The organism is Dyella ginsengisoli LA-4 (genome assembly GCF_000334915.1).
Classification (GTDB): domain Bacteria; phylum Pseudomonadota; class Gammaproteobacteria; order Xanthomonadales; family Rhodanobacteraceae; genus Dyella_A; species Dyella_A ginsengisoli_A.
Genome location: NZ_AMSF01000013.1, coordinates 52,996 through 78,062, shown reverse-complemented (window position 1 = coordinate 78,062; position 25,067 = coordinate 52,996). Strand labels below are relative to the sequence as shown.

Below are 25,067 nucleotides of genomic sequence, written 5' to 3'. Positions count from 1 at the left end.
GGCATCCGGGCCGGTTGCCGGTCGGCATCCGGCCCACACCTCGTTCAACGTCCGAGGCGCCCTACCCCCCTACCCCGATTTCATGGCGACAGGTCGATCGCATAGGTCGCGGTGCCGTCGCCGTGGTCGGCGAGCTGGCGGATGCCGGTCAGGCCGGCTGCGGCGGCCACGGCCTGCTTGCCGGCGGCGCCCTTGAACACCACCGGGCCGCGGGTCTGCAGCGGGGCGAAGTGCCAGGAGGTCGGCTCCAGGTCGCCCGGTCCCAGGTGCTGCTTGTGTTCGATCCAGCGGGCCAGGATCTCGCGGGCGCCGTCGGGCGAGGCCAGCACGATGCCGCTGCCATCCAGGCCGGGGAAGCGGCCGCCCCCGTTGGCGCGGTAGTTGTTGGTGGCCACGATGAACGGCTGGTCCGGGGTGACCGGCTTGCCGTGGTAGGTCAGCGAGGTGATGCGCTGGCCGGCGGGCTTCGTGAGGTCGATGGTGTAGGCGATGCCACCCTGGATCTGGTCGAAGTTGTAGCCCACGTAGTGCGGGTTGATCAGCGCCTGCGGGCCGGCCTTGGTCGGGTCGATGCGGTTGAAGCGGCGGGCCGACTGCTCCAGCCAGGCCTTCAGGCCGGCCCCGTCGGTTTTCACGGCGGCGAGGGTGTTGGGGTAGAAGTAGAGGTCCGCCGCGTTGCGCAGGGTCAGCGGGCCGGGCGCGACGTCGGTGTAGTCGTCCGGACCGCCGAAGCCGGTGCGGAATGCCGCCGCGGCCGACAGCACCGGGACCCCGGCCAGCTCCGGGTGGGTCTTGGGCAGCTCATGGCGCACGTAGTCGGCCTGCGCCGCGTTGATCGGCGCCAGTGCGGTCATGTTGCCCTCGTCGGCGAAGTAGCTGCTGAGCCGGACCGTGGTGTCGCCGATCGGCGTGTTGACGTAGGCGATGGCGGCCTCGTGCACCCTGGCCACCAGCGGGGCGATCGCGGGATCGGGGGTGACGCAGTCCGGCGCCTTGCCCCTGGCGGCGGGCTGGCAGATCGGCCGAACTTCGCTGTGGCTGTCGGCCTTGTCGACCACCCACCGCCCGTCACGGCGCACCAGCGCCAGCTTGATCACGCCCAGGTCCTTGCCGAAGAACCCGCCCATCACCGCCGGCACGCCGCGCACGAAGCCGCGCGTGGCATCGACGTCCTGCATGCCGGCGTAGTGCGGCCCGGGGAACTCGGTGTGCGAGTGGCCCAGCAGCAGCGCGTCGATGCCCGGCACGCCGGCCAGGTACCAGCCGCCGTTCTCCATCCGGTTCGTGTAGGGATGGGTGTCCAGCCCGCCGTGCAGGATCGCCACCACCAGATCGGGATGCGCGGCCTCGAGCTGCGGCAGGTACTTCCTGGCCGCCTCGACCACGCCGCTGACGGTGACCTTGCCCTGGAGCTTCTGCTTGTCCCAGTCCAGGATCGGCGGCGGGGTGAAGCCGATGATGCCCACCTTCAGCGGCACCTCGATCCGGCTGCCGTCGGGGGTGTAGGCCTCGATGGTCTTGGTGACCACGGTCCACGGCTTGAAGATCGGCTGGCCGTCGCGAGCGCTGTACACGTTGGACAGCACCAGCGGGAAATGCGGGCCGGCGCAACGCTTGTGCGTGCCGCCGTCCACGTTCATCGGCGTGCCGGTGACCTGCGACAGGAAGCCCAGGCCGTAGTTGAACTCGTGGTTGCCGGCGGTGCCGCCGTCGTAGCCCACCGCGTCCATCGCGCGGTAGACCGCCAGCTCCTGGTCGCAGGTCACCGGTTTGGCCAGGGCCTGGTAATCGGCCAGCACGCTGCCCTGGATGGTGTCGCCGTCGTCGAACAGGAAGGTGTTGGGAAATTCCCGCCGCGCCTGGCGGATCAGCGTGACGGTGCGCTCGTAGCCCAGCGTCGGGTCGGCCTTTTCCTTGTAGTAGTCGTAGCCGAGCAGGTTGGAGTGGATGTCGGTGGTCTCCAGCACGGCGACGTCGGCCCGCGCGCCGTCCGGAAGCGGGGCGGGGCGCAGGCCGAGCTGGCTGCAGCCGGCGAGCAGGGCGGCGCCGAGCGCGGCCAGGGCGAAGGAGGCGGTGGGGGCGGGACGGGATGGACGCATGGGGCGGGGCCGTTGGCGGGCGGGGAGGCGAAACCTAGCAGATCGGCGTGACCGACGGCCCACGGGCGGGTCGCCGAACGGCCGGCAAAGGGGGCGCGGATGGCACGCGGCAGCGCCCGTCATGTGGCCGTAACATCCGCGTCACGATCAATCATGGTCCGCACAGGGGTGGATCGATGCCAACGTCCGATGTCCGCGCGCCGCCGCCCTCGTGGTGGCGCTGGCTGGTGCTTGCCGGCTTCGTCGCCTGCGTGATCTGGACCGCGGGGCAGGAGCCGGCCGCCGGCGAACGCCTGTTCGTGCTGTCGGTGATGCTGGCCACCGCCGCGATCCTGCTGGCCGCCACCGCGCGGCCGGCACTGGCGCTGCTGTTCGGCGGCGGCGCGTTCGTGCTGCTGAAGGTGCTGGGCCAGTTCAAGCTGCGCTACCTCGACTCGTCGCTGATGCCGGCGGATTTCGTCTATTTCGTGCGAGCCAGCCTGCTGGAGACGCTGGAGCACTACCCGCCGCTGCTGCTGGGTGCCGTCGCCGTCGTGCTGGGCCTGCCGCTGCTGGCGGTGTGGCTGTGGCGGCGCGAGCGTCCGGTGGATCGTGCGCTCGCGCCGCGCCGTGCGCTGGCCACCCGCCTGCTGGGCGTGGCCGTCGGCGTGCTGGCGATGCACGTGGTGCTGGCGCCGGACGGGCCGTTCGCCGCGGCGCACCGACGGAACGCGTGGGAGAAGTTGTCCGATCCGGCCCAGCTGACCAACTTCTTCGTCAACCTCGAGGACGACGACATCCACCTGCCGCCGCGTTCGGGCGACGCGCAGGCCGAGCGCCAATGGGCCGCCACCGCGGCGGGCGTGCGTCCGGCCACCCCGGCCGGGGCCGCGGGGTATCCCGACATCGTGCAGGTGCTGGAGGAGAGCACCTTCGACCCTTCCGGCTTCGCCGCCTGCAACCTGCCGCCGTGCCGGGTCGGCATGTTCCGTCCCGACGCGCGCACCCGCGCCAACGGTGCGTTGCGCGTGCATACCTTCGGCGGCGGCACCTGGGTGAGCGAGTTCGCCTCGCTGACCGGGCTGCCGCAGAGCATCTTCGGACCCGGCGGCATGTACGCGCCGTACGTGCTGGCGCCGCGGGTGCGCGACACGCTGCCGCGCCAGCTGCAGCGGCTGGGCTACCTCACGGTGGCGATCTATCCGACCGCCGGCGGCTTCATCAACGGCCGCAACGCTTACCGCGACTACGGCTTCGACCGCTTCTACGACGTCAACGACCTCGGCCTGGTGGCGTGGAAGAGCAGCGACGCGCAGATCTTCGACGCCGCGTGGAAGGTCTACGGCGAGCTGAAGCGGCCGGGCCGCCCGGTGTTCATGATGATCCTCACGCTGGCCCAGCACGGCCCGCACGACCTGCATCCGCTGTCCTCGCTGCCGCCGCCGTACAACCGCGGCCTGCTGCACGACCTGCCGGCGCCGGCGGCGCTCAACTTCGACACCTACCTGGCCCGGCTGCAGGCCTCGGACCGGGCCATGCGCGGGCTGGAGGGGCACTTCCTCGGCCGCGCGCAGCCGACCGTGCTGCTCAGCTTCGGCGACCACCAGCCAGCCTTCGGCGGGCTGATCCGCGACCTCGCGCGCACGCTGCCGGCCGGCGTGCCGCCGGCGCTGGACGCCAAGCGGGACTACCTCACCTACTACATGCTCAAGAGCAACCTGGCCGATCCGCCGCTGTTGCCGCGCTATCCGGTGCTGGACATCGCGTTCCTGCCCAGCATGGTGCTGCAGGCCGCCGGCCTGCCGGCCGATCCGTACTTCGCGGCCGAGACCGCGCTGCGCGACCGCTGCGGCGGCCTGTACACCGACTGCGCCCAGCCCGCGCTGCTGGCCTCGTACCACGCCTGGATCTTCGACCGCCTGCACGTCTACCAGTGAGGCGGTCGCCGGACCGGCTCAGTGGCGATCCGCCGCGGCCTGGTCGAAGTAGGTCCAGCGGCGGCCGTCGAAGCGCAGCACCTTCTGCTTCACGGTGAAGCTGAAACGGGTGGCCGGCAGCGGCGCGCCGTCGATGCGCACCGTCTTCAGCCCGGTCGCCGCCGTCGCCGGGCGGATCGCGGCGGGCGCCACCGTGTAGTCCGATACCGGTCGCGCCAGCGAACCGGAAAGCGCCTCGTGCAGCACGCGTCCCTGCGCGGTCGGCAGGGTCAGGCCGAGCACCGCGGCCAGCGTCGGCGCCAGGTCGACGTTGCCGCTGGGCAGCGGATCGCGCATCGCCTGCCGGAAGTCCGGGCCGCTGGCCACCAGCGTGTTGTGCACGTCGATCGGGCTGAAGCTGCCGTGCTGGCCGCGCTCGGTCGATACCGTGCCGACCTCGGTGCCGCGGAAGCCCTGCACGACGGCGTGGGCATCCCAGGCGTAGCTGATGATCACGTCCGGTCCGCGCTTCGCGTTGCCCAGGTGCACCGCTTCGGCCGGCAGCGTGCCGGGCAGGGCGCCGTAGCGACGCGCGACGAAGACCGTGTTGACCACCGCGCGCGACTGCAGGAAGCGCACCAGCCGCCGCACCAGCGCCGGGTCGTGCGAGGGCACGTAGTAGTAGTCGGTGCCGTCGTTCGGCGCGATCACCACTGCGTCGGCCGGCAGCTCGTCGGGCACCTTGTAGCTGGGCGTGGTGTACGGACCCGGCTTGCCGCAGATGCTGCCGTCGTCGTCGTAGCGGGTCGGGTGCAGGCGGGTGCCGTCGGCGCGGATGCCGCTCATCACCGGCGCGTAGGTGCAGCCCTGGCCGTCGTAGGCGTGGAAGCCGGCACGGGTGAGGTCGTCGGCCATGCGCAGGCTGCCGGAGACCGAGTAGCCCCACTCCGGGTCGCGTCCGCCGACGCGGCCGTCGTTGATCGTGCGCAGCGGGAACAGGTCGGCCGGACCGGCCACGTTGCTGTGGCCGTGGTCGGACACCACCACCAGGTCGGTGTCGTCGGCCATGCCCAGCGCGCGCAGCTTCGCCTGCAGCCGGCCCAGCAGTTCGTCCTGCGCCTGCAGCGCGCGGTGGAACTCGGGCGAACCCACGCCGTACTGGTGCTGGGTGGTGTCGGGATTGCGCAGCCAGACGACGCTGATGTCCGGCCGGTGCTTGGGCAGCACCTCGTCGAGATAGACCTGCATCATCCAGGCGTTGGCCGGCCCGGGCGTGGTCTCGCCGCCGGCGGTGGCGTCGGAGGTGACGCCGTCGCGCAGGGTGGCGAGCTTGCCCGGCGCAGTGGGCGCGCCGTTGTCCGCGGCCAGCTGCAGCTGCGACGGTGCATAGGCGTGGATCGTGTTCGCCGGCAGCGGGTAGCCGGCGCGCTGCAGCTCCTTGGCGAAGCGCAGCGGCAGCACGGTGTTCTCGTCCAGCAGCACGTTGTCGCCACCCTGGTCCGGCAGCTTGTAGTCCTGCAGGAAGGCCGGGCCGGACTTGCCGATCACCGCGGTGGTCAGCCCGGCCCGGTGCGCGGTGGCCAGCAGCGTCGGCACCTGCAGCAGCTCGCCGTGCTCGAGCCGGTCGAGGTCGCGCAGCACCGCGTAATCCTCGGTGTAGATCGGGTTCTGGAAGTCCGCCGCCTTGCCCCTCGCGTTCAGGCCGTCGCCGCCGGGCGCCCAGAAGCTGTTGCCGTAGAAGCCGATCGGGCCGGGAAACGCGCCGGTGGCAAAGCTCGACGCGTTCGCCATGGTGAAGGTCGGGTAGGTCGAGTGGTTGTCGGTGAAGAACACCCCGCGCTGCGACAGCGCCAGCAGGTTCGGCGTGTCCTCGGCATTGATCGCGTCGGGACGCATCCCATCCCACACGAACACGATGACGCGGTGGTGCGCGGCGGGCGCGGCGTGGACCGTGCCGCACAGAGCGGCAAGGCCGAGCAGCGGGGCGGCCAGGCGACGGAGCAGGGACATGCGGGGACCTCGATGCAACGGTGGCGACGCGATGGACTACGGATGATCGCATCGCCCCGGTTGCAGTCCCGTGGCAGTGGCGCTCAGGCCGCGAACGCGCCGCCGATCCAGCTGCCCTGCACGGTCAGCGCGTCGTCCAGCAGCACCAGGTCGGCGCGCTGGCCGGCCGCGATGCGCCCGTGGGTGGCGCCCAGCCCGATCCAGTCGGCGGGATAGGCGCTGGCCATGCGCGAGGCCTCGGCCAGCGGCAGGCCGACCAGCTGCACCAGGTTGCGCACGCCGGTGGCCATGTCCAGCGCGGAGCCGGCCAGCACGCCGTCGTCGCTCTGGCAGATGCCGTCCTTCATCACGATGGTCTGGCCGTTGAGCACGTAATCGGGCCGATCCGAGCCGACCGGCGGCATCGCGTCGGTGACCAGCACGCTCTTGCCGCGGGCCTTCGCCGCGATCGCCACGCGCAGGCTGGCCGGATGCACGTGATGGCCGTCGACGATCAGGCCGCACCAGCTGTCGGCGTCCTCCAGCGCGGCGCCGACCACGCCGGGCTCGCGGCTGGTCAGCGGGGTCATCGCGTTGTACAGGTGGGTGAAGCCGCGCACGCCGGCGTCGAGCGCGGCGCGGGTGGTGGCGTAGTCGGCACCGGTGTGCCCGGCCACCACCACCACGCCGGCCTCGCTGAGCCGGCGGATGGTGTCGGTGGAAACGCACTCCGGCGCCAGGGTCAGCATCACCACGCCGAGCCTCGGCTTGCAGATCAGCGCCAGGTCGTCCTCGCCCAGCGGGCGGAACAGCGCACTGTCGTGAATGCCCTTGCGCGCGCCGGCAAGGAACGGGCCTTCCAGATGGATGCCGAGGATGCCCGGCACGCCCCGCTCGATCGCCGCGTCCACCGCATCCAGCGCGTTGGCCATCACCGTCGGCGTGTCGGTGATCAGGGTGGGCAGCAGGCCGGTGGTGCCGTACTTCCGGTGCGCCGCGGCGATGCCGCGCAGTGTCTCGACCGTGGGGGCGTCGTTGAACAGCAGGCCGCCGCCGCCATTCACCTGCACGTCGATGAAGCCGGGCAGCAGCAGCCGGCCGCCGAGATCGTGCCGCTGCGCCGCAGCCACGCGGGGGTCGTCGGCCGGGCACACGGCGAGGATGCGTTCGTCCCGCAGCAGCACGGCGAGCCCGTCGCGCGGGCCGTGCTCACCCATGACGCGGCCATTGACCAGGGCGGTGGTGGCGGACATCAGACGGTCTCCGTGACCTTGCGCAGGTGGGGCGGTACGTCCGGATCGTACCCGCGCGCCAGCGCCAGCGCCGCGGCCGCCTTGTAGAAGCTCTGCACCGCCAGCAGTGGCGCGGTCAGCGGCGAAACGCCTGCCGCCAGTGGCAGGCAGTCGTCGTCGTCCACCCCGGGCGCGGCCAGCAGCACGCGGGCGTTGCGCTGGCGGAACTCGCCGGCCACCGCCAGCGTGTTCGGCAGCGTGCCGTCGTCCTGGGCGAAGAACAGCACCGGGAAGCCGGCGCCGACCAGCGCCATCGGGCCGTGTTTCACTTCGGCGGCGCTGAATGCCTCGGCGTGCAGGCCACAGGTCTCCTTGAGCTTGAGGGCGGCCTCCAGCGCCGCGCCGAAACCGAGGCCGCGGCCGACCACGAACAGGTTCTGCACATCGCGCAGGCCATCCACCATCGGCGACCAGTCGGCGTTCCAGCCGGCGCGCAGCTGGCCGGGCAGCTCCGCCAGCATCGCGTCGAGTGCACCGTCACCGCGCCAGCAGGCGGTCAGCTGCAGCACCGCGGCGAGCGAGGCGAGGTAGCTCTTGGTAGCCGCAACGCTTTTTTCCGGGCCGGCATGCAGCGGGATGAAGGTGTCGGCCATCGCCGCCAGCGGCGAGTCCTCCACGTTGACCAGCGCCAGCACGGTGGCGCCGGCGTCCTTCGCCGCCTGCGCCGCGCGCAGCAGGTCCGGGCTCTTGCCGGACTGCGAGATCGCCACGAACAGCGCACCCTCGAGCTTCAGCGGTGCGTCGTAGATCGAGGACACCGACGGCGAGGCCGAGGCGGTGACCAGCCCGAGCTGGGTCTCGAACACGTACTTGGCGTAGGCCGCGGCGTGATCGGAGCTGCCGCGGGCGCAGGTGACGATGAAGCGCGGCGGATCCGCGCGCAGGCGCTCGCCCAGCTCGGCCAGCCGCTCGGCATTGCGGGCGAACTGGCGCTCGATCACCTCGGCGCTCTCGCCGGCCTCGCGGTACATCAGGGTGGTGCTTGCGTCTTTCATCGGGGCATCCGTCAGGCAAAAGGGAACGCGCAGCCGCGCGCCACGGCGCCGGGCGGGCGACGTGGATGGCGGTGGCGGGAATGGGGTTGGGCCGGCGCGCAGCCGGCGGTCAGTCCGCGCGCTTGCGCGGCGCGGCGCCGCGCGGCGGCGCGGTGGAGCCGCGCACCACCAGCTCGGGCACGAAGCCCTCGTTGGCTGGCGGCGGTGTGTCCTCGCCGGCCTCGCGATGGGCCAGCTCGTCCATCAGCCGCAGCGCGGCGTGGCGGGCGATTTCGCGGGTGGACTGGCGCGCCGTGGTCAGCGCCGGCCAGGCCTGCTTGGAGAACGGATTGTCCTCGAAGCCCGCGATGGAGAGATCCCACGGCACGTCCAGCCCGGTCGAGCGGGCCGCGGCCAGCACGCCGGCGGCGATCTCGTCGTTGCTGCCGAAGATCGCGGTGGGCGGCTCTTTCAGCGTGAACAGCTTGCGCGCACCGCGGAAGCCGTCGTCGAAGGCGTAGCGACCGGGCAGCACCAGCTTCTTGTTGAGCGGGATGCCGTAGTCCTTCAGTGCGTCGGCGTAGCCCTGGTAGCGCTCGGGGCTGGAGCGGTGATGCGGTTCGCCCCACAGGAAGCCGATGCGCGTGTGGCCGAGCTGGATCAGGTGCTCGGTGATCGCGTAGGCCGCGTCGCGGTCGTCCACGTAGACGCAGGGGTAGCCGTCCCGCGGATCCTCGCGCGAGGCGATGATGCGCACGAAGGCCACGTCGTGTTCCTTCAGCGTGGCGATCAGCTCCGCCTGCTCGGACATCGGCGGCGCCAGCACCAGGCCGGCCAGCCGCGCACGCTTGACCAGCGAGACCAGTTCGTCCGCCAGGTGCGGCGAGCTCGCGTCGCAGGGATGGATCTGCAGGCCGAAGCCGCGCTCGCGGCAGGCCGACAGCACGCCCTCCTGCAGGCTGATCACGTAGTGCGCGTTCGGGTTGTCGTAGACCAGGCCGATCGCATAGGAGTGCGCCGCCCGCAGGCTGCGCGCGGACAGGTTGGGCCGGTAGCCCAGCGCCTCCACCGCACGTTCCACCTTCTGCCGGGTGTCGGCGCGCACGGACGCCTCCTGGTTGATCACCCGCGAGACGGTCTTCAGCGAGACTCCTGCCCGCTTGGCGACGTCTTTGATGGTGGCATGGCGCAACGCGGGACACTCCTGGCAGGGGGCGACGCATCGTAGCCCACCCGGCCCGGCCGGTGGCGGATACGGGGTGCGCCGCCGTCATCGCGATCTCAGCCGGCGTGCTGGCCGACGCGGTGCCCGCGCAGGCCGTAGAACAGGATGTACAGGTAGCACGGCACCATCAGCAGCACGAAGGCGAGCTGGAAGTCGATGTGCAGCTTCAGATGCGCGAAGGCCTGCGGCAGGATCGCGCCGCCGGCGATGCCCATGATCATCCAGGCCGAACCGGCCTCGGTGTGCCGGCCCAGGCCGTTGATCGCCAGCGGGAAGATCGCCGGCCACATCATGGCGTTGGCGAAGCCCAGCGCCGCCACGAAGCCGACCGAGATATAGCCGGAGGTGGCATAGGCGCCCAGGCAGAACAGCACGCCGAGCACCGCCGACACCGCCAGGTAGCGCTGCTGGCTGATGAAGCGCGGGATCAGCACCAGCCCGGCCAGATAGCCGACCAGCATCGCGCCCAGGGTGAATGCGGTAAAGAACTTGGTCTGGTCCAGCGGCAGGTGGAAGCTGGCGCCGTAGGTGCCGATCGCGTCGCCGGCCATCACCTCCACGCCGACGTAGAGGAACAGGCACAGCACGCCCAGCCACAGATGCGGAAAGCTGAAGAGGCTGCCGTCGCGGTGGCCGATCGCCGTCTCGGCATTCGCGCCGGAGGGCTTGATCTCCGGCAGCGAGGAGAAGGCGATCCAGATCGCCAGCAGCACCAGCAGGCCGGCCATCACCAGGTAGGGGAGGTGCACCTTGCCGGCGAAGGCGTTCAGCAGCGCCTCGCGGGCTTCCGGGGTCGGCGCCGCCTTGACCTGGGCGTCGATGTTGTCAATGCCGCTCAGCACCAGCGCGCCGATCACGAACGGCGCCGCAATGCCGGCGATCTTGTTGCAGATGCCCATGAAGGCAATGCGCTGCGCCGCGCTTTCGATCGGGCCGAGAATGGAGATGTACGGATTGGACGCGGTCTGCAGCATCGACAGGCCGGCGCCGATCACGAACAGGCCGGTCAGTGCGCCCGGATAGATGCGCATGGTGGTGAACTGGCCGAACGTCGCCGCGCCGACCGCCATCACGAACAGGCCCGCAGCGATGCCCTTCTTCATGCCGATGCGCCGGAGCACGGCCGACGAGGGAAGCGAGAAGACGAGATAGGAGATGTAGAACGCGAACGGCACCAGGAAGGCGTTCACGTCGTCGAGGTTGAACGCCAGCTTGACGAAGGTGATCAGTGGCCCGTTGAGCCAGGTGACGAAGCCGAAGATGAAGAACAGCACGCCGATGATGATCATCGGCCCGAGCGTGGAGCGGCCGGCCATCGGCGCGGCGTCGAGCGTGGTGGACGACATGCGGAACTCCCCGGAACGGTCTGCAACGGCGTGATGGATGGTCGGGCGATGCTCCCCGGCTTCGCCTTTCCCAGGCTCGCTTTATGGACGTCCATGGCCAACGTTGTCAATCGGGCCCGACGGATCGTGTCGGGGCGAAGATGACCCGTCCGGCGCGCTGCCGGACGCCTGCCCATACCCGCGAGTGATGCGATGCGGCAGCGCGATTTTGTGACCCATGCCGCCGAAACCCCGCCTTTTCATGCGCCCCGGGAGTCCGCTGGGGGTGTCCGGTCAGCCGCTCGCCGGAGGGGCTTGTTGCGTCGCGCCATCGATCACCGCGACCGTGCCGAAGGAAATGGTTGACAACGTTGTCACGGCGTAGACACACTCGGTCGCCATGGGGTCCCACGGGCGCTTGCCGCCAGGGACCGGAGGGAACACGGGGGAATCCGGCGTGGCGGACGTGGCGGGACAAAGCGCAGCAACGATGGCGGCGGGCGCCACGCGACCGTTCCTGGCGGCCGACGTGGGCGGAACCCACGCCCGCATCGGCCTGGTCAGTCGCACGCCTGGCACCGCGCAGCCGGTGCAGGTGCATGCCTACCACCGCTACGCCTGCGCGGACTGGCCCAGCCTCACTGCGGTGCTGGAAGACTTCGTCACCCACCTGGCGCCGACAGCGCCGATCGAGCAGTGCGCGGTGGCCAGTGCCGGCTACGTGCTGGGCGACGCCATCGTCAACGACAACCTGCCGTGGCCGGTGTCGATCCGCGAGATCCGCGAGCGGCTCGGGCTGGCGCGGCTGGCGGTGGTCAACGATTTCGAGGCGGTCGCCTTCGCCACCCAGTTCCTCACCCGCGCCGACACCATCGGCGTGATCGACAACACCGCGCCAGCCGCGCCGGGTCCGGTGCTGGTGATGGGGCCGGGTACCGGGCTGGGTTCGGCGGTGCTGCTGCCGGGGCCGCAGGGTCCGACCGTGCTGGCCACCGAGGCCGGGCAGATCGCACTGGCGCCGGGCAACGAGCGCGAGATCGCGATCCTGCGCATCCTTGCCCGCGAGCGTTCGCACGTGTCGTTCGAGCACGCGCTGTCCGGCCCGGGCCTGCTCAATCTCTACCAGGCGCTGTGCGAGCTGGAAGGCCGCGAGCCGACGCTGGCGCGCCCGGCCGACATCACCCGCGCCGCGCTGGATCGCACCGACGCGCAGGCGGTGGAGGCGCTGGAAGTGTTCTGCGGGCTGCTCGGCAGCTTCGTCGGCGACCTGGTCCTGCTGTACGGGGCACGCGGGGGCGTGTTCCTGGCCGGCGGGATCCTGCCGCAGATCCGCGAGCTGCTGCTGACCAGCTCGTTCGCCACGCGGTTCTTCAACAAGGGCGTGATGCACGCCTACCTGCAGCAGGTCCCGGTACGCCTGATGGAGCACGGCCAGCATGGCGTGATCGGCGCGGCGGGACTGTACCTGGAGAGTCATTCGGCGACGGAGTGCTGAGCACGCCGTCGTGCTGTTTCCGGTTTCGCAACACCCACGATGCAGTAGTTCCACGTCAACGGGCGCAAGCCCAGCAACTTCACCGGCCGCGGCATCCCGCAAGAGGACCGTCGCCGAATGGCTCTGAGGGGAGGACACCATGTCACATCGCAAGACGCTGTTAGCCGCGAGCATCATCGCCAGCCTGTGCATCGGCGGAACGCTGCACGCACAGGACACCAGCCAGAACACGGCGCCGCGCAAGGAAAAGGTGAAGGAGCTGGCTGCCATCACCGTCACCGGCATCCGCGACAGCGAGGCCGAGTCGCTCGCGCTGAAGAAGGATGCCGCCTCGCACGTCGAGATCGTCACCGCCGAGGACATCGGCAAGCTGCCGGCCAAGAACGTGGCCGACACGCTGCAGCGCCTGCCCGGCGTGAACATCAGCTCGGCCAGTGCCAGCGAGGGTGGCTTCGACGAGAACGACCGCGTCAGCCTGCGCGGCACCAATCCCAGCCTGACCCAGACCCTGGTCAACGGCCACACCATCGGCACCGGCGACTGGTTCGTGCTGAGCCAGGTGCAGACCGTGGGCCGCAGCGTCAGCTACAGCCTGCTGCCGGCCGAAGTGGTCAGCCAGGTGGTGGTGCACAAGACCTCCGAGGCGCGCCTGGTCGAAGGCGGCGCGGCCGGTTCGGTCGACATCATCACCCGCAAGCCGCTGGAGTTTGCCAAGCCGATGACCGCCGAGGCCTCGATCGGCGGCGTGTACTCCGATCTGCCGAGCGACACCAAGCCGCAGTTCAGTGGCCTGTTCAACTGGAAGAACGACTCCAACACCGCCGGCGTGCTGGTGCAGGCGTTCTACGAGAAGCGTTCGCTGCAGCGCAACGGCCAGGAGATCGTGGGCGGCTACAGCCAGATCCAGGCGACCGATCCGATCGCCGTCGCGCATCCGGATCTCGCCGGCGTCTACTACCCGAACCTCACCGGCGCGGCACTGTTCACCCAGCAGCGCGAGCGCAAGGGTGGCGTGGTCGACTTCGAGATCAAGCCCACCGACAACCTCACGCTGGACCTGAGCGGCTTCTACTCCAAGCTCAAGGCCGACAACTACAACCGCAACTACCTGATGTGGGCCAGCCAGTTCGTGCCATCGGGCGCGGGCCTGCAGCCGGGCTACACCGTCAGCAACGGCGTGCTCACCAGCGCGAACTTCGCGCCGGTTGCCGGCAGCACCACGCCCTATGGCGTGTATGACCAGATCTCGCGTCCGGGCGCCTCGTCCGAATCCAAGTACCTCACCCTCGACGCCGACTGGCGTGTCACCGACCACTTCGACCTGAAGGGCCAGGTCGGCACCACGCGTGGTACCGGCGCCAGCCCCACCCAGGACGTGATCGAACTGGGCACCGCCGTGGGCGCGGGCGCCAGCTGGGGGATGCGCGGCATCGGCCAGCCGACCAACTGGACCCTGGGCGGCGACAACAGCTCGCCCTCGGGCATCTACCCGCAGGCCGGCTGGATCTTCGGTGGCCAGGGCATCAAGGTGAAGGACAAGGAGGACTGGGCGCAGTTCGACGGCGAGCTCGACTTCGACGACGGCGCGCTCACCTCGCTGCAGTTCGGCGGTCGCTACGCCAAGCACGAGCGCAGCAACCCGTTCGAGGTGGCGCAGGGTCCGAACTTCGCCACCGACTGGCAGAACCCGGCCGCCTATCCGACCAGCCACCAGAACTACCCGGGCGATTTCGGCAGCTCGCTGGGCGCCACCTTCCCGTCGAACATCTGGTACTACACGCCGGGCCAGCTGGCGCAGATCGACGCGCAGTTCGCCAACCGCGACCCGGTCAGCCGCTTCTACTTCAACGACATCTACAAGGTGCAGGAGAAGGACTCGGCCGCCTATGTGCAGCTGAACTGGCAGTCCGGCATCGCCAGCGGCAACGTCGGCGTGCGCTACGTGAAGACCGACGAGACCATCGGCTACACCAGTACCGCGCCGGATGCGGAGGCCAGCAGCGTCACCGGGCCGATCACCGGCTCGGCGTTCGGCGCCTACTACTGGAACGTCTACAAGCACAACTACGGCAAGTTCCTGCCCAGCGCCAACCTGAAGTTCGACATCAACGACCAGTGGGTGGCCCGCTTCGCCGCCTCGCAGACGATGACCCGTCCGGACTACTCCGCGCTGGCCGGTTCGGTGTCGGCTGACGACCTGACCCACACCGGCAGCGGCGGCAACCCGAAGCTCAAGCCGCTGATCTCCACCAACTTCGACGCGGCGGTGGAGTGGTACTTCGCGCCGCGCGGCCTGCTGTCGGCCGGCGTCTATGCGATGAACCTGAAGGACTACGTCAACTTCGGCAACGAGGTGCGCAGCTTCAAGGATCTGCAGGCCACCCAGAACGCCGGCCAGGACGTCTATTCGGACTACCTGATCAGCGTGCCGACCAACGTCAAGGGCCAGGTACGCGGGCTGGAGCTGAACTACATCCAGCCGATCGGCGACAACTTCGGCGTGCAGGCGAACTACACCTACGCCGACGGCCACGCCACCGGCAACAAGCCGCTGCAGGGCACCTCGAAGAACACCTACAACGTGTCGGGCTACTTCGAGAACAAGCGCTTCAATGCCCGCATCAGCTACACCTACCGCTCGCAGTTCTACGCCGGCGTGAGCCGCACCGACACCTACTTCCAGCAGGGCATCGGCAACCTTGCGGCGTCGTTCGGCGTGCAGCTGACCGACTACATGTCGCTGTCGCTGGACGCGATGAACCTCAACAACCCGAAGCTGAAGTACTACACCAAGAACGACGCCTACGGAAAACAGCCGTACGCGTTCTATGTCAACGGCCGGCAGTACTACCTCAACCTGCGCTTCAAGCTCTGACCTGTCCTGCGCGGCATCGCCTCGACCCCGATGTCGCGTAGGGCCCCGGCCATGGATGGCCGCCTCCCTTTAGAAGAGTTTCTTTCTACTCCCCGCGGGTCCGATCTTCGGGCCCGTTTTTTTTGAACTGCGTGGCAGCATGCAGGTTGCCACCGTTGCAGGAGTGATCGATGCCCCGCCGCCCGACCCTGATCCGCCTGGCCCTGGTCGTCGCCGGTTCGCTCGTGGCGGCGTGCTCGCCGACCACCGCAACCCGTCCCGCCGCCCCCGTCGCCGTGGTGCCGCCGGCCCCCGCCGTGCCGCCGCTGTCGCTGATCCCGCAGGTCGCGTCCCTTCAGCGCGCGTCGGGCAGCTTCGTGCTCCGCTCCGGTGACGCGCTGGGCGTCCCCGATGGCGATCGGGCCGCTGCCGGTGCCGCGCAATGGCTGGCAAAGAGGGCACAGGCCAGCCGTGGACTTGCGCTGCCACTGGCGACCGATGGCCATGTTGCCGCGGTGCGCTTCGTGCGCGATGGATCGGTCGCTGCCGCCGAGGGCTACCGGCTGGTGATCGCACCCGACGGCGTGCAGATCCGCGCGCGCACCGACGCCGGCCTGTTCTACGGCGCCGTGACGCTGTGGCAGGTGCTGACCTCGGTGCCGGCCGGCGCGCCGCTGCCGGCGCTTGCCATCGACGATGCCCCGCGCTTCGCCTGGCGGGGTCTGATGCTGGATTCCGCGCGCCACATGCAGACGCCGGACGAGATCCGCACGTTGATCGAGCAGATGGCCGAGCACAAGCTCAATGTGCTGCACTGGCATCTGGTCGACGACCAGGGCTGGCGCATCCCGATCAAGCGCTATCCCGAGTTCACCCGCATCGGCGCCTGGCGCACGCCGCCCGACGCCGGCCATGATGGCGAGCCGAAGCGCTACGGCGGCTTCTACACGCAGGCGCAGATCCGCGCACTGGTCGCCTACGCCGCGGCCCGCCACATCACCGTGGTGCCGGAGATCGACCTGCCGGGCCACGCCACCGCCGCGGTGGCTTCGTACCCGCGTCTGGGCGTCACCGGCAAGCGGCCGAAGGTGTCGGTCGACTGGGGCGTCAACACCACGCTGTACAACCCGAGTCCCGCGACCGTGCGGGTCATGGAGCACGTGCTGGACGAGGTGATGGCGCTGTTCCCCTCGCACTACATCCACCTGGGCGGCGACGAGGCGGTGAAGGACCAGTGGCAGGCCTCGCCGGCGGTGCAGGCCCAGCGCAAGCGCCTCGGCCTGGCCAGCGACGATGCGCTGCAGAGCTGGTTCATGAACCAGCTCGGTAGCTACCTCGGCGCCCACGGCCGCCGCATGATCGGCTGGGACGAGATTCTCGAGGGCGGCGTACCCGGCGATGCGGTGGTGATGTCCTGGCGTGGCAGCAAGGGGGCCGTGGAAGCGGCCGGCAAAGGGCACGATGTCATCCTGTCACCCGCGCCGGACCTCTACTTCGACCAGTTGCAGAGCGACCGCGCCGACGAGACCACCGGTCGCATCCCGGTGAAGTCGCTGGCCGACATCTATGCGTTCGAGCCGGTGCCCAAGCAGCTCGATGCGACCGAAGCGACCCACGTGCTGGGTGCGCAGGCCAACGTGTGGACCGAGCACATGCCGAGCTTCGCCCACGTCGAGCACGCGGTATTCCCGCGGCTGGACGCGCTGGCCGAGGCGACCTGGACCACGCCGGCCCGTCGCGACTGGCACGACTTCCTCGCCCGTCTGCCGGCGCAGCTGGCGCGCTACCGCGCGGCCGGCATCGGCTATGCCGACAGTGCCTTCGCACCCGACATCGACGTGGACGCCGACGCCGCACTGGCCTCCGGTCGTACCCGCGTCACGCTGTCCAACCAAGCCAGGTACGGCACGCTGCGCTACACCCTCGACGGCAGTACCCCCGGCGCGCGCGCGCCGGTCTACACCGCCCCGTTCGAGGTGAGCCTGCCGGTGACCGTGCGCGCCGCAGCCTATGCCGCCGATGGCAGCGTGCTCGGCGCGCCGCGCAGCCGGGTGATCGATCGCGCCGCGCTGCTCACCCGCGGCACCACGGCGCTGGCGAACTGCCCGGGCAGCCCGTTCCGCCTGCGCGTGCAGCCGCTGCCGGATGTCACCTCGCTGTCGCCGGTGTACGAGCTGCCGCTGTTCAACGCCTGCCAGCAGTGGGCCGACGCGCCGCTGGACGGCATCCACGGCCTGCACGTGGCGTTGCAGCGCCTGCCAAACAACTATGCGCTGGCACACGAGGCGAAGCTGGTGGTGCAGCGCCCGCACGCCACGCCGTTCGGCGAGCTGGTGGTGCACCTGGACACCTGCGACGGCGTCGAGCTGACCCGCTGGACCCTGCCGGACCCGGCCAGCGCCCCGCGCTCGCTGGCCTTCGACGCGGCCATCGCGCCGCCGCCGGGGCGGCACACGCTGTGCTTCGCGCTCACCGCGCCGACCGACGGGCCGCTGTACGCGTTCGACCGCGTGCAGTTGCGCGACGCCGCGCCGACGCCCTGAGCGGAGGCCCCCGCCGTGTCGAACGCTGCCGTTTCGTCCTCCGGCCGCCTCGCCAGCGTCGACGCGCTGCGTGGGCTCACCGTGGCCGCGATGCTGCTGGTCAACGACCCCGGCGACTGGGGCCGCGTCTACTGGCCGCTGGAGCATGCCGAGTGGAACGGCTGCACGCCGACCGACCTGATCTTTCCGTTCTTCCTGTTCATCGTCGGTGTGTCGATCGCGCTGGCGCTCGGGCCGCGGCTGGAGCGTGGCGACGCGCGCGCCCCGCTGCTGCGGGCGGCGATGGGCCGGGCGCTGCGCATCCTCCTGCTCGGCGTGGCGATCAACCTGCTGGCGGCCTGGCTGCTGCCGGGGCGCGACATGCGCTGGCCGGGCGTGCTGCAGCGGATCGGCGTGTGCTTCGCGGTGACCGCGGCGCTGGCCATCCACACGCCGCGCCGGGCCTGGTGGATCTCGCTCGGCAGCCTGCTGGCGGGCTATGCCGTGCTGCTTCACTTCGGTGGAACGGCCAGGTGGGACAACCCGGTCGACCGGGTCGACGGCATGGTGTTCGGTCATTATGTCTGGGACCACAACGCCGTCACCGGGCAGGTGCACGATCCGGAGGGGCTGCTCAGCACCTTGCCGGCCATCGCCAGCACCTTGCTCGGCCTGTGTGCCGGTACCTGGCTGCGCGCCGGAGCGCGTCGAGCCCTGCTGATCGCCGGTGTGATGGCGGTGGTTGCGGGCTGGCTGGCCGCCACGGTGCAGCCGTTCAACAAGAACCTGTGGACGCCGAGCTTCGTGCTGTGGACCGCCGGCTGGGCGATGCTCGCGCTGCTGACCTGCCACGTGCTGATCGACCGGCGCGGCTGGCCCGCGCTGGGTCGTCGCTTCGGCGTCAATGCGATCGCCGCCTACGCCGGCTCCGAGCTGATGCAGATCCTGCTGCCGGCCAGCGGTCTGCAGCCGCTGCTCTACCAGCATGGCTTCGCCGGCTGGATCACGCCGCTGGCCGGCCCCCGGGTGGCCTCGCTCGCCTGGGCGATCGCTTTCGTGGCGCTGTGGTGGGCGATCGTGTGGGCGATGGATCGGCGCGGGATGTACCTCAAGCTGTAGGCTCGCGGCGGCCTGCCATCAGGCGGTAAGGTTCACCGGCTACAAGGCGGATCCGCAGCCGGAGTCGCGCCGATGTACCGTCCAGCCCTTCATGCCCTCCTGCTCGGGATGCTGTCGATGTCCAGCGCGTCGTATGCCACCGAACCGGCGCTGGTCCAGCGCGTGCTGGTGATCGGCCATCGCGGCGCCAGCGCGCTGCGGCCGGAGCACACCCTGGCCTCCTACGCCAGGGCGATCGCCGACGGCGCCGACTTCATCGAGCCGGACCTGGTGATGACCCGCGACGGAGTGATGGTGGCCCGGCACGAAAACGAGATCGGCGGCACCACCGACGTGGCCGGCCATCCGGAGTTCGCCGGCCGGCGCACCGCCAAGGTGATCGACGGCCACCGCGTCACCGGCTGGTTCACCGAGGATTTCACCCTCGCCGAGCTGAAGACCCTGCGCGCCCGCGAGCGGCTGCCCGAGCTGCGCGGCACCGCGTACGACGGCCAGTTCCAGATCCCCACGCTGGACGAGATCATCGATTTCACCGCCGCCGAATCGGCCGCGCGGGGGCGCCCGGTCGGGCTGATACCGGAGATCAAGCACGGGACCTATTTCCGCGGCATCGGCCTGCCGATGGAGGACAGGCTGCTGGTCACGCTGGCCGCGCACGCCTATACGCGCACCGCGCCGGTGGAGATCCAGTCGTTCGAGATCGGCAACCTGAAGTACCTGCGCGGGAAGCTCGGTCGCACGCACCCGAACATCCGCCTGCTGCAGCTGATCGACGATCCGGATGTGCGCCCCGGCGACGTGCTCGCCGCCGGCGGCACGCTCACCTATGGCCAGATGACCACCCCGGCCGGGCTCAAGACGATCGCCCGCTATGCCGATGCGATCGGCCCCGGTTACCAGGCGATCATCCCGTACACCGCCGATGGCCAACTGGGCCGTCCCACCGCGCTGGTCCACGATGCGCACGCGGCAGGGCTGGAAGTGCATCCATACACTTTCCGCCCGGAAAACACCTTCCTGGCGAAAGCGTTCTGGGAGGGCGACCGTCCGGACACGGTCAACGCCCGCGGCATGGTCGCCGAGCTCAAGGTCTATCTGGCCGCCGGCATCGATGCCTTCTTCACCGACGACCCGGCGCTGGGTCGCGAGGCAGTGGACACGCGCTGATCGCGCGCGGCGCGCGCCGTCATGTGACAGTTGCGTTTAGACGTCCGTTCTTGCGTACACACGGATGTAAACGAATCTTCACGGGCGCCGCCCATGCTTGTGGCGATCCGTCACGCGACGGCGCTCGTTCACCCCCATCTCCCACGTTGGCGACAGGTCCGCGGACCTGCGCGCCGAGGATGCCTACGCATGTCTTCCCGCTTCCCGCTACGCCGCACCGGCCTCGCGCTGGCCCTGTTCGCCGTTCTGCACGGCAACGTCTTCGCCGCCGACGTCCCCGTCGCCGCACCGGCCGATGCGTCGGCTGCCGACAACGCCAAGCAGCTGCAGACGATCTCGGTGGTCGCCACCGGCGAAACCCGCCAGGTGCAGACCATCGGCAGCGAGGACATCAAGGCCGCCACCCCGGGTACCAGCGCGCTGAAGGTGCTCAACGAGCTGCCCGGCGTGAACTTCCAGTCGTCCGATCCGTGGGGCGCCTACGAGTGGTCCACCACGATCAGCCTGCACGGTTTCGACCAGAGTCGCCTCGGCTTCACCCTGGACAACATCCCGCTGGGCAACATGGGCTACGGCGTCACCAACGGCCTGCAGGTGACCCGCGCGATCAGCTCGGACAACATCGCCTCGGTGCAGCTGGCGCAGGGCGCCGGCGCGCTGGGCACGCCGTCCAGTTCCAACCTCGGCGGCACCGTGCAGTTCTACTCGGCCGATCCGGAGGCGAAGGCCGGCGCGCGCGTCGACCAGGCGATCGGCTCGGACAACACCCGCCGCACCTACGTGCGCCTGGATACCGGCGATTTCCATGGCCTGTCTACCTACGTGTCCTACAACCACGCCAACACCGACAAGTGGAAGGGCTACGGCTCGCAGCGCTCCAACCAGGTCAACCTGAAGTCGGTCTACCAGTGGGGCGAGGGCAACCGCATCAGCCTGTTCGTGGACAGCTCCAAGCGCAAGGAATACGACTACCAGGATCTGTCGCTGACCAGCCAGCGCGTGCTGGGCTGGAACTTCGACTACTACCAGCCGGACTGGAACAAGGCCGTGCAGGTGGCGACTGCCTACCAGACCACCGGCCAGTACAACGGCGTGGCCAACGGCTACCCCGATTCGCTGGCCGGCCTGCCGGCCGACTACGACTGGCTGGACGCCGACTACTACGCCGGCGGCGGCATCCGCCACGACAACCTGGCCGGGCTCAGCGGCAGCTTCAATTTCGGCGAGAACCTGACCTGGAACCTGGGCACCTACTACCACGCCGATCGCGGCGAGGGTCAGTGGGCCACGCCGTACACGCCGTCGCCGGCCAGCGGCGTGCCGCTGGCCCTGCGCACCACCGACTATGGCCTGGACCGTTACGGCGTGACCAGCTCGGTGCAGTACACGCTGGGCAACAACGACATCGAAGTGGGCGTGTGGGGCGAGAACTCGAAGAACAACATCGAGCGCAACTACTTCAACCTGTACGGCGCGTACACCGGCCTGTGGACCATCTACGACGGCGAGACGCCGTTCTACCGCGCGTTCCTGCAGCACTACAACTACAAGACGCGGATGGTGTACGCCGAGGACACCCTGCACCTGATGGATGGCCGGTTGACCGTGAACTTCGGCGCCAAGTCGCTGCGTTCCACCACCGACTCGGCCTCGCGGGTGCCGACCGGTGCGTTCGCACAGGGCAGCATCAAGGCCAGCGACGGCTTCCTGCCGCAGGCCGGCGTGGACTACCGGATCGACGACTTCCAGGACGTCTACGCCTCGTACAGCAAGAACATCAACGCCTACGGCGCGCTGCCGTTCGCCACCTCGCAGGCGGCGTTCGACGCCAGCAAGGGCACGCTCAAGCCGGAAGGCTCGCAGACGCTGGAAGCGGGCTACCGCGTGCGCGGCGCCACCTATGAAGCGGCGGCGGACCTGTACTACACGCGCTTCACCAACCGCCTGCTGCAGACCACCCCGTGCTCGGCCGTGCAGACCTGCGCCAGCCAGCTCAACAACGTCGGCAGCGTGGACAGCCGCGGCGCCGACCTGTCGCTGATCTGGCGCCCGATGGATGGCATGCGCTGGCTCAACACGCTGTCCTACGGCAGCACCAAGTACCAGGACGACTACCTCAACGGCGGCGTGGTCGCGACCAAGGGCAAGTACGTGGTCGGCATCCCGAGCTGGATGTTCACCTCCGGCCTGAGCTACGGCGTGGGCGGCTGGAACTTCACCGTGGACGGCAAGTTCACCGGCAAGCGCTACATCACCTACACCAACGACTCGTTCGTGCCCTCGTACTGGCTGTTCAACGCCGGCGCGAGCTACGACTTCGGTGCGCTGGCCGGCCTGAGCGACCTGCGCCTGGCGCTCAACGTGACCAACCTCACCGGCAAGCACTACTTCGCCACCACCGGCACCAACGGCTACGTGGCGGCCGACCCGAACGGCTACAACCAGACCCTGCAGGCCGGTGCGCCGCGCCAGGTGTTTTTCAACGTCAGCGCGAAGTTCTGACCTTCGCCGCGTCGCCCGCCGCCATCCGTGCATGGCGGCGGGCGACGACGGGTGGAATGCCCTTGTCACATCCACGCGCGACCCTGTGCGCGCCCTGTCCGACCTGGCCGTCGAAGGCGATACCTCGCGCGACGGCTTTCCCGTGCCCATCGAGACCGATTGATGAAACGTCGCCTGCTGCCGCTCGCCCTGATGCTCCCGCTCGCCGCCTGCCACCACGGGGCACCCCCGGTCGACGGCAAGGTCCATGTCGCGGTCAGCGGCGTGGTCGGTGGGGCGGTTCCGTTCGCCGGTGTGCCGGTCACCGCCACCGATCATGCCGGCAAGCACACCGTGTCTGCCGTGACCGACGCGCAGGGGCATTACTCGCTGGTCGTCGATGGCGTCGGTCCGTTCGTGCTGACCGCGCCGGGTGCAGACAGCGACGGCTCTCCGGTCACGCTGTCCGCGGCCTTCGTGCCGACGCTGGGACAGGGGCGCGCGGTGGTGAACATCAACCCGGTCACCGCCCTGCTGACCCAGCGCACGCTGGGCGGCGTGCCGCAAGGCGCCCCGGCGGCGGCACAGATGGCGGGGGTGACCGAGGCCGCCATCGCGGCGGCCGCCAAGGACGTTTCCGGCGTGCTCGCTCCGCTCTATACCGCCTTCCACGTACCGGCCGCGCTGGTGGCCGACCCGGCGGGCGAGCCGGACTTCCAGGCCGGCGCGCGCACGCCGCTGGCCGAACTGTTCTCCGTGGTCCACTTCGACCTGCACGATGGCGCGGTGAGCGTCGGCCGTGACGCCGATCGTGCGGAGGTCTCGATTCCGGCGCGCGGCCCGCTTTCGGCCGCCGTGCCGGCGCGCGCCGCGGCATCGGCGCTGGCGCTGGCGAACGGGCCGACCACCACGCCGATCCAGCACGTGATCGTGGTGATCGGCGAGAACCAGACCTTCGACGGCCTGTTCGGCGGCTACGCGCCGCCGAAGGGGCAGACGGTGGAGAACCTGCTCTCCGAGGGCATCATCAACGCCGACGGCACACCGGGCCCGAACTTCGCGCTGGCCGCGCAGAGCCAGGGCAAGCCACAGACCGGTTACACCCTGCAGCCCGAGCGCGCCGGTCCGTACGCCACGCTGCCGCAGCCGCAGCAGATCGGCGAGATGAACCCGGTGACCTTCCAGAGCGCCGGTGGCCTGCCCGACAAGCGCTTCCCCGCCGACCTGCCGAACGGCCCGTTCCAGATCACCCGCTACGTGCCCTACATCAACGCCGGCAAGAGCGGCCTGGACGCGGCAGTGCGCACCGGCGACCCGGTGCACCGCTTCTTCCAGATGTGGCAGCAGACCGGCGGCGACAACCACAAGCTGGACATGTTCACCTGGGTGGCCGACAGCACCGGGCAGGGCGGCGACACCAAGGGTGTGAGCCCGGCCAACCCGGCACAGGGCGGCGAGCTGATGGGCTTCATGAACATGTCCGCCGGCGATGCGCCGCTGTTCGACGCGCTGGCGAAGCAGTACGCGCTGAGCGACAACTACCACCAGTCGATCATGGGCGGCACCGGCGACAACTTCTTCGCCATCGCCACCGCCGACGTGCCGTTCTTCAACCGCGACGGCAAGCCGGCGATGCCGCCGGCCAACCAGATCGAGAATCCGGAGCCGATGCCGGGCACGGCCAACTTCTACACCCGCGACGGCTACGAGGGCGGCTCGTACGTGAACTGCGCCGACCCGAAGCAGCCGGGCGTGGCACCGATCCTGGCCTACCTCGCGGAGCGCCACATCCCCAGCAAGTGCGCGCCGGACACCTATTACCTGGTGAACAACTACAACCCCGGCTACGACATGGACGGCAAGCCGCAGCCGATCGGTCCGGACAACTACAACTACCCGCCGCAGACCGTGCCGACCATCGCCGAGGCGCTGGCGCAAAAGGGCGTGAGCTGGAAGTGGTACACCGGCGGGCGCGATGCGGCGGATGTCGCCGCCGAGGCCGCGGCCTACCACGTGCCGGTCGCCAAGGCGCAGATGCTCCAGTACAACAACATCGGCGATCCGCTGGCCGCCTCGGCGAAGGTGGTGGGCGATCCGGCGCTGAAGTCCGGCCTGGCCGGACTGGCCACGTTCGACGCTGACATCGCCCACCACACCCTGCCGGCAGTGTCCTTCGTGGTGCCGAAGAACCTCGACAGCGGCCACCCGGGCTACTCCGCGCCGGCCAGCTACGAGGCCTTCCTCAAGACCCTGCTGGCCAAGGTGCAGGCCGACCCGGAGCTGTGGGCGCATACCGCGATCCTGATCACCACCGACGAAGGCGGCGGCCACTTCGACACCGGCTACATCCAGAGCGTGGATTTCTTCGGCGACGGTCCGCGCATCTCGATGCTGGCGGTGTCGCCGTATGCACGAAAGGGCGTGGTGGATCACGCCTACCAGGATCACGCCTCGATCCTGAAATTCATCGAGCGCAACTGGCGCCTGTCGCCGCTGTCCGCGCGCAGCCGCGACAACCTGCCCAACCCGGTCGTGACGCCCGCCAAGCCGTACCAGCCGATCAACGGGCCGGCGGTGGGCGACCTGATGTCGATGTTCCGGTTCTGATCCGCACGACCGACGGCGGGATC

The 25,067-nt window shown here is 69.9% G+C and carries 14 protein-coding genes; 8 read left to right on the top strand and 6 right to left on the bottom strand.

Annotated features, from left to right (window positions below; all coding sequences use genetic code 11):
• Positions 1-80: 80 nt before the first annotated feature.
• Positions 81-2,099 carry a bifunctional 2',3'-cyclic-nucleotide 2'-phosphodiesterase/3'-nucleotidase gene (locus C693_RS0102435; RefSeq protein WP_017460660.1) on the bottom strand — a complete coding sequence of 673 codons (2,019 nt, stop codon included), beginning with the start codon at positions 2,097-2,099 and terminating at the stop codon, positions 81-83.
• A gap of 176 nt (positions 2,100-2,275) precedes the next feature.
• On the opposite strand from C693_RS0102435, the gene C693_RS0102430 reads away from it, so the two are divergent.
• Positions 2,276-4,015 carry a sulfatase-like hydrolase/transferase gene (locus C693_RS0102430; RefSeq protein ID WP_017460659.1) on the top strand — a complete coding sequence of 580 codons (1,740 nt, stop codon included), beginning with the start codon at positions 2,276-2,278 and terminating at the stop codon, positions 4,013-4,015.
• Positions 4,016-4,033: 18 nt separating this feature from the next.
• On the opposite strand, the gene C693_RS0102425 is transcribed toward C693_RS0102430, so the two are convergent.
• The 5 genes from C693_RS0102425 to C693_RS0102405 all read right to left on the bottom strand — a co-directional run bounded on the left by C693_RS0102425 (position 4,034) and on the right by C693_RS0102405 (position 10,790).
• On the bottom strand, positions 4,034-6,004 hold the full coding sequence (locus C693_RS0102425) for an alkaline phosphatase family protein (RefSeq protein ID WP_017460658.1): 1,971 nt from the start codon (positions 6,002-6,004) through the stop codon (positions 4,034-4,036).
• A gap of 83 nt (positions 6,005-6,087) precedes the next feature.
• The gene (gene nagA / locus C693_RS0102420) at positions 6,088-7,236 is read right to left on the bottom strand and encodes an N-acetylglucosamine-6-phosphate deacetylase (protein WP_017460657.1); all 1,149 of its coding nucleotides are present in this window, start codon (positions 7,234-7,236) and stop codon (positions 6,088-6,090) included.
• A complete protein-coding gene (locus C693_RS0102415; RefSeq protein WP_017460656.1) occupies positions 7,236-8,270 on the bottom strand; it encodes an SIS domain-containing protein in 1,035 nt (344 codons plus the stop codon). Before C693_RS0102415 ends, nagA begins: the two co-directional genes overlap by 1 nt.
• A 109-nt stretch (positions 8,271-8,379) precedes the next feature.
• Positions 8,380-9,441, bottom strand: a complete 1,062-nt coding sequence (locus tag C693_RS0102410; RefSeq protein ID WP_017460655.1) for a LacI family DNA-binding transcriptional regulator — start codon at positions 9,439-9,441, stop codon at positions 8,380-8,382.
• A gap of 89 nt (positions 9,442-9,530) precedes the next feature.
• On the bottom strand, positions 9,531-10,790 hold the full coding sequence (locus tag C693_RS0102405) for a sugar MFS transporter (protein WP_198506821.1): 1,260 nt from the start codon (positions 10,788-10,790) through the stop codon (positions 9,531-9,533).
• A 499-nt stretch (positions 10,791-11,289) separates the two neighbouring features.
• On the opposite strand from C693_RS0102405, the gene glk reads away from it, so the two are divergent.
• The 7 genes from glk to C693_RS20930 all read left to right on the top strand — a co-directional run bounded on the left by glk (position 11,290) and on the right by C693_RS20930 (position 25,044).
• On the top strand, positions 11,290-12,294 hold the full coding sequence (gene glk / locus C693_RS0102395; protein WP_017460652.1) for a glucokinase: 1,005 nt from the start codon (positions 11,290-11,292) through the stop codon (positions 12,292-12,294).
• Between the two features lie 139 nt (positions 12,295-12,433).
• Positions 12,434-15,169, top strand: coding sequence for a TonB-dependent receptor (locus C693_RS0102390; RefSeq protein WP_017460651.1), 2,736 nt, complete (start codon positions 12,434-12,436; stop codon positions 15,167-15,169).
• A 170-nt stretch (positions 15,170-15,339) separates the two neighbouring features.
• On the top strand, positions 15,340-17,691 hold the full coding sequence (locus C693_RS0102385; RefSeq protein WP_017460650.1) for a beta-N-acetylhexosaminidase: 2,352 nt from the start codon (positions 15,340-15,342) through the stop codon (positions 17,689-17,691).
• A gap of 15 nt (positions 17,692-17,706) precedes the next feature.
• A complete protein-coding gene (locus tag C693_RS0102380) occupies positions 17,707-18,789 on the top strand; it encodes an acyltransferase family protein (protein ID WP_017460649.1) in 1,083 nt (360 codons plus the stop codon).
• 72 nt (positions 18,790-18,861) lie between these two features.
• Complete coding sequence (locus tag C693_RS0102375; RefSeq protein WP_017460648.1) at positions 18,862-19,956, top strand: glycerophosphodiester phosphodiesterase family protein; 1,095 nt, start codon at positions 18,862-18,864, stop codon at positions 19,954-19,956.
• 189 nt (positions 19,957-20,145) lie between these two features.
• A complete protein-coding gene (locus tag C693_RS0102370; RefSeq protein WP_017460647.1) occupies positions 20,146-22,458 on the top strand; it encodes a TonB-dependent receptor family protein in 2,313 nt (770 codons plus the stop codon).
• A 162-nt stretch (positions 22,459-22,620) separates the two neighbouring features.
• Positions 22,621-25,044 (top strand): alkaline phosphatase family protein, encoded by a 2,424-nt coding sequence (locus C693_RS20930; RefSeq protein ID WP_017460645.1) that lies wholly within the window; start codon positions 22,621-22,623, stop codon positions 25,042-25,044.
• The last annotated feature ends 23 nt before the right edge of the window (positions 25,045-25,067 follow it).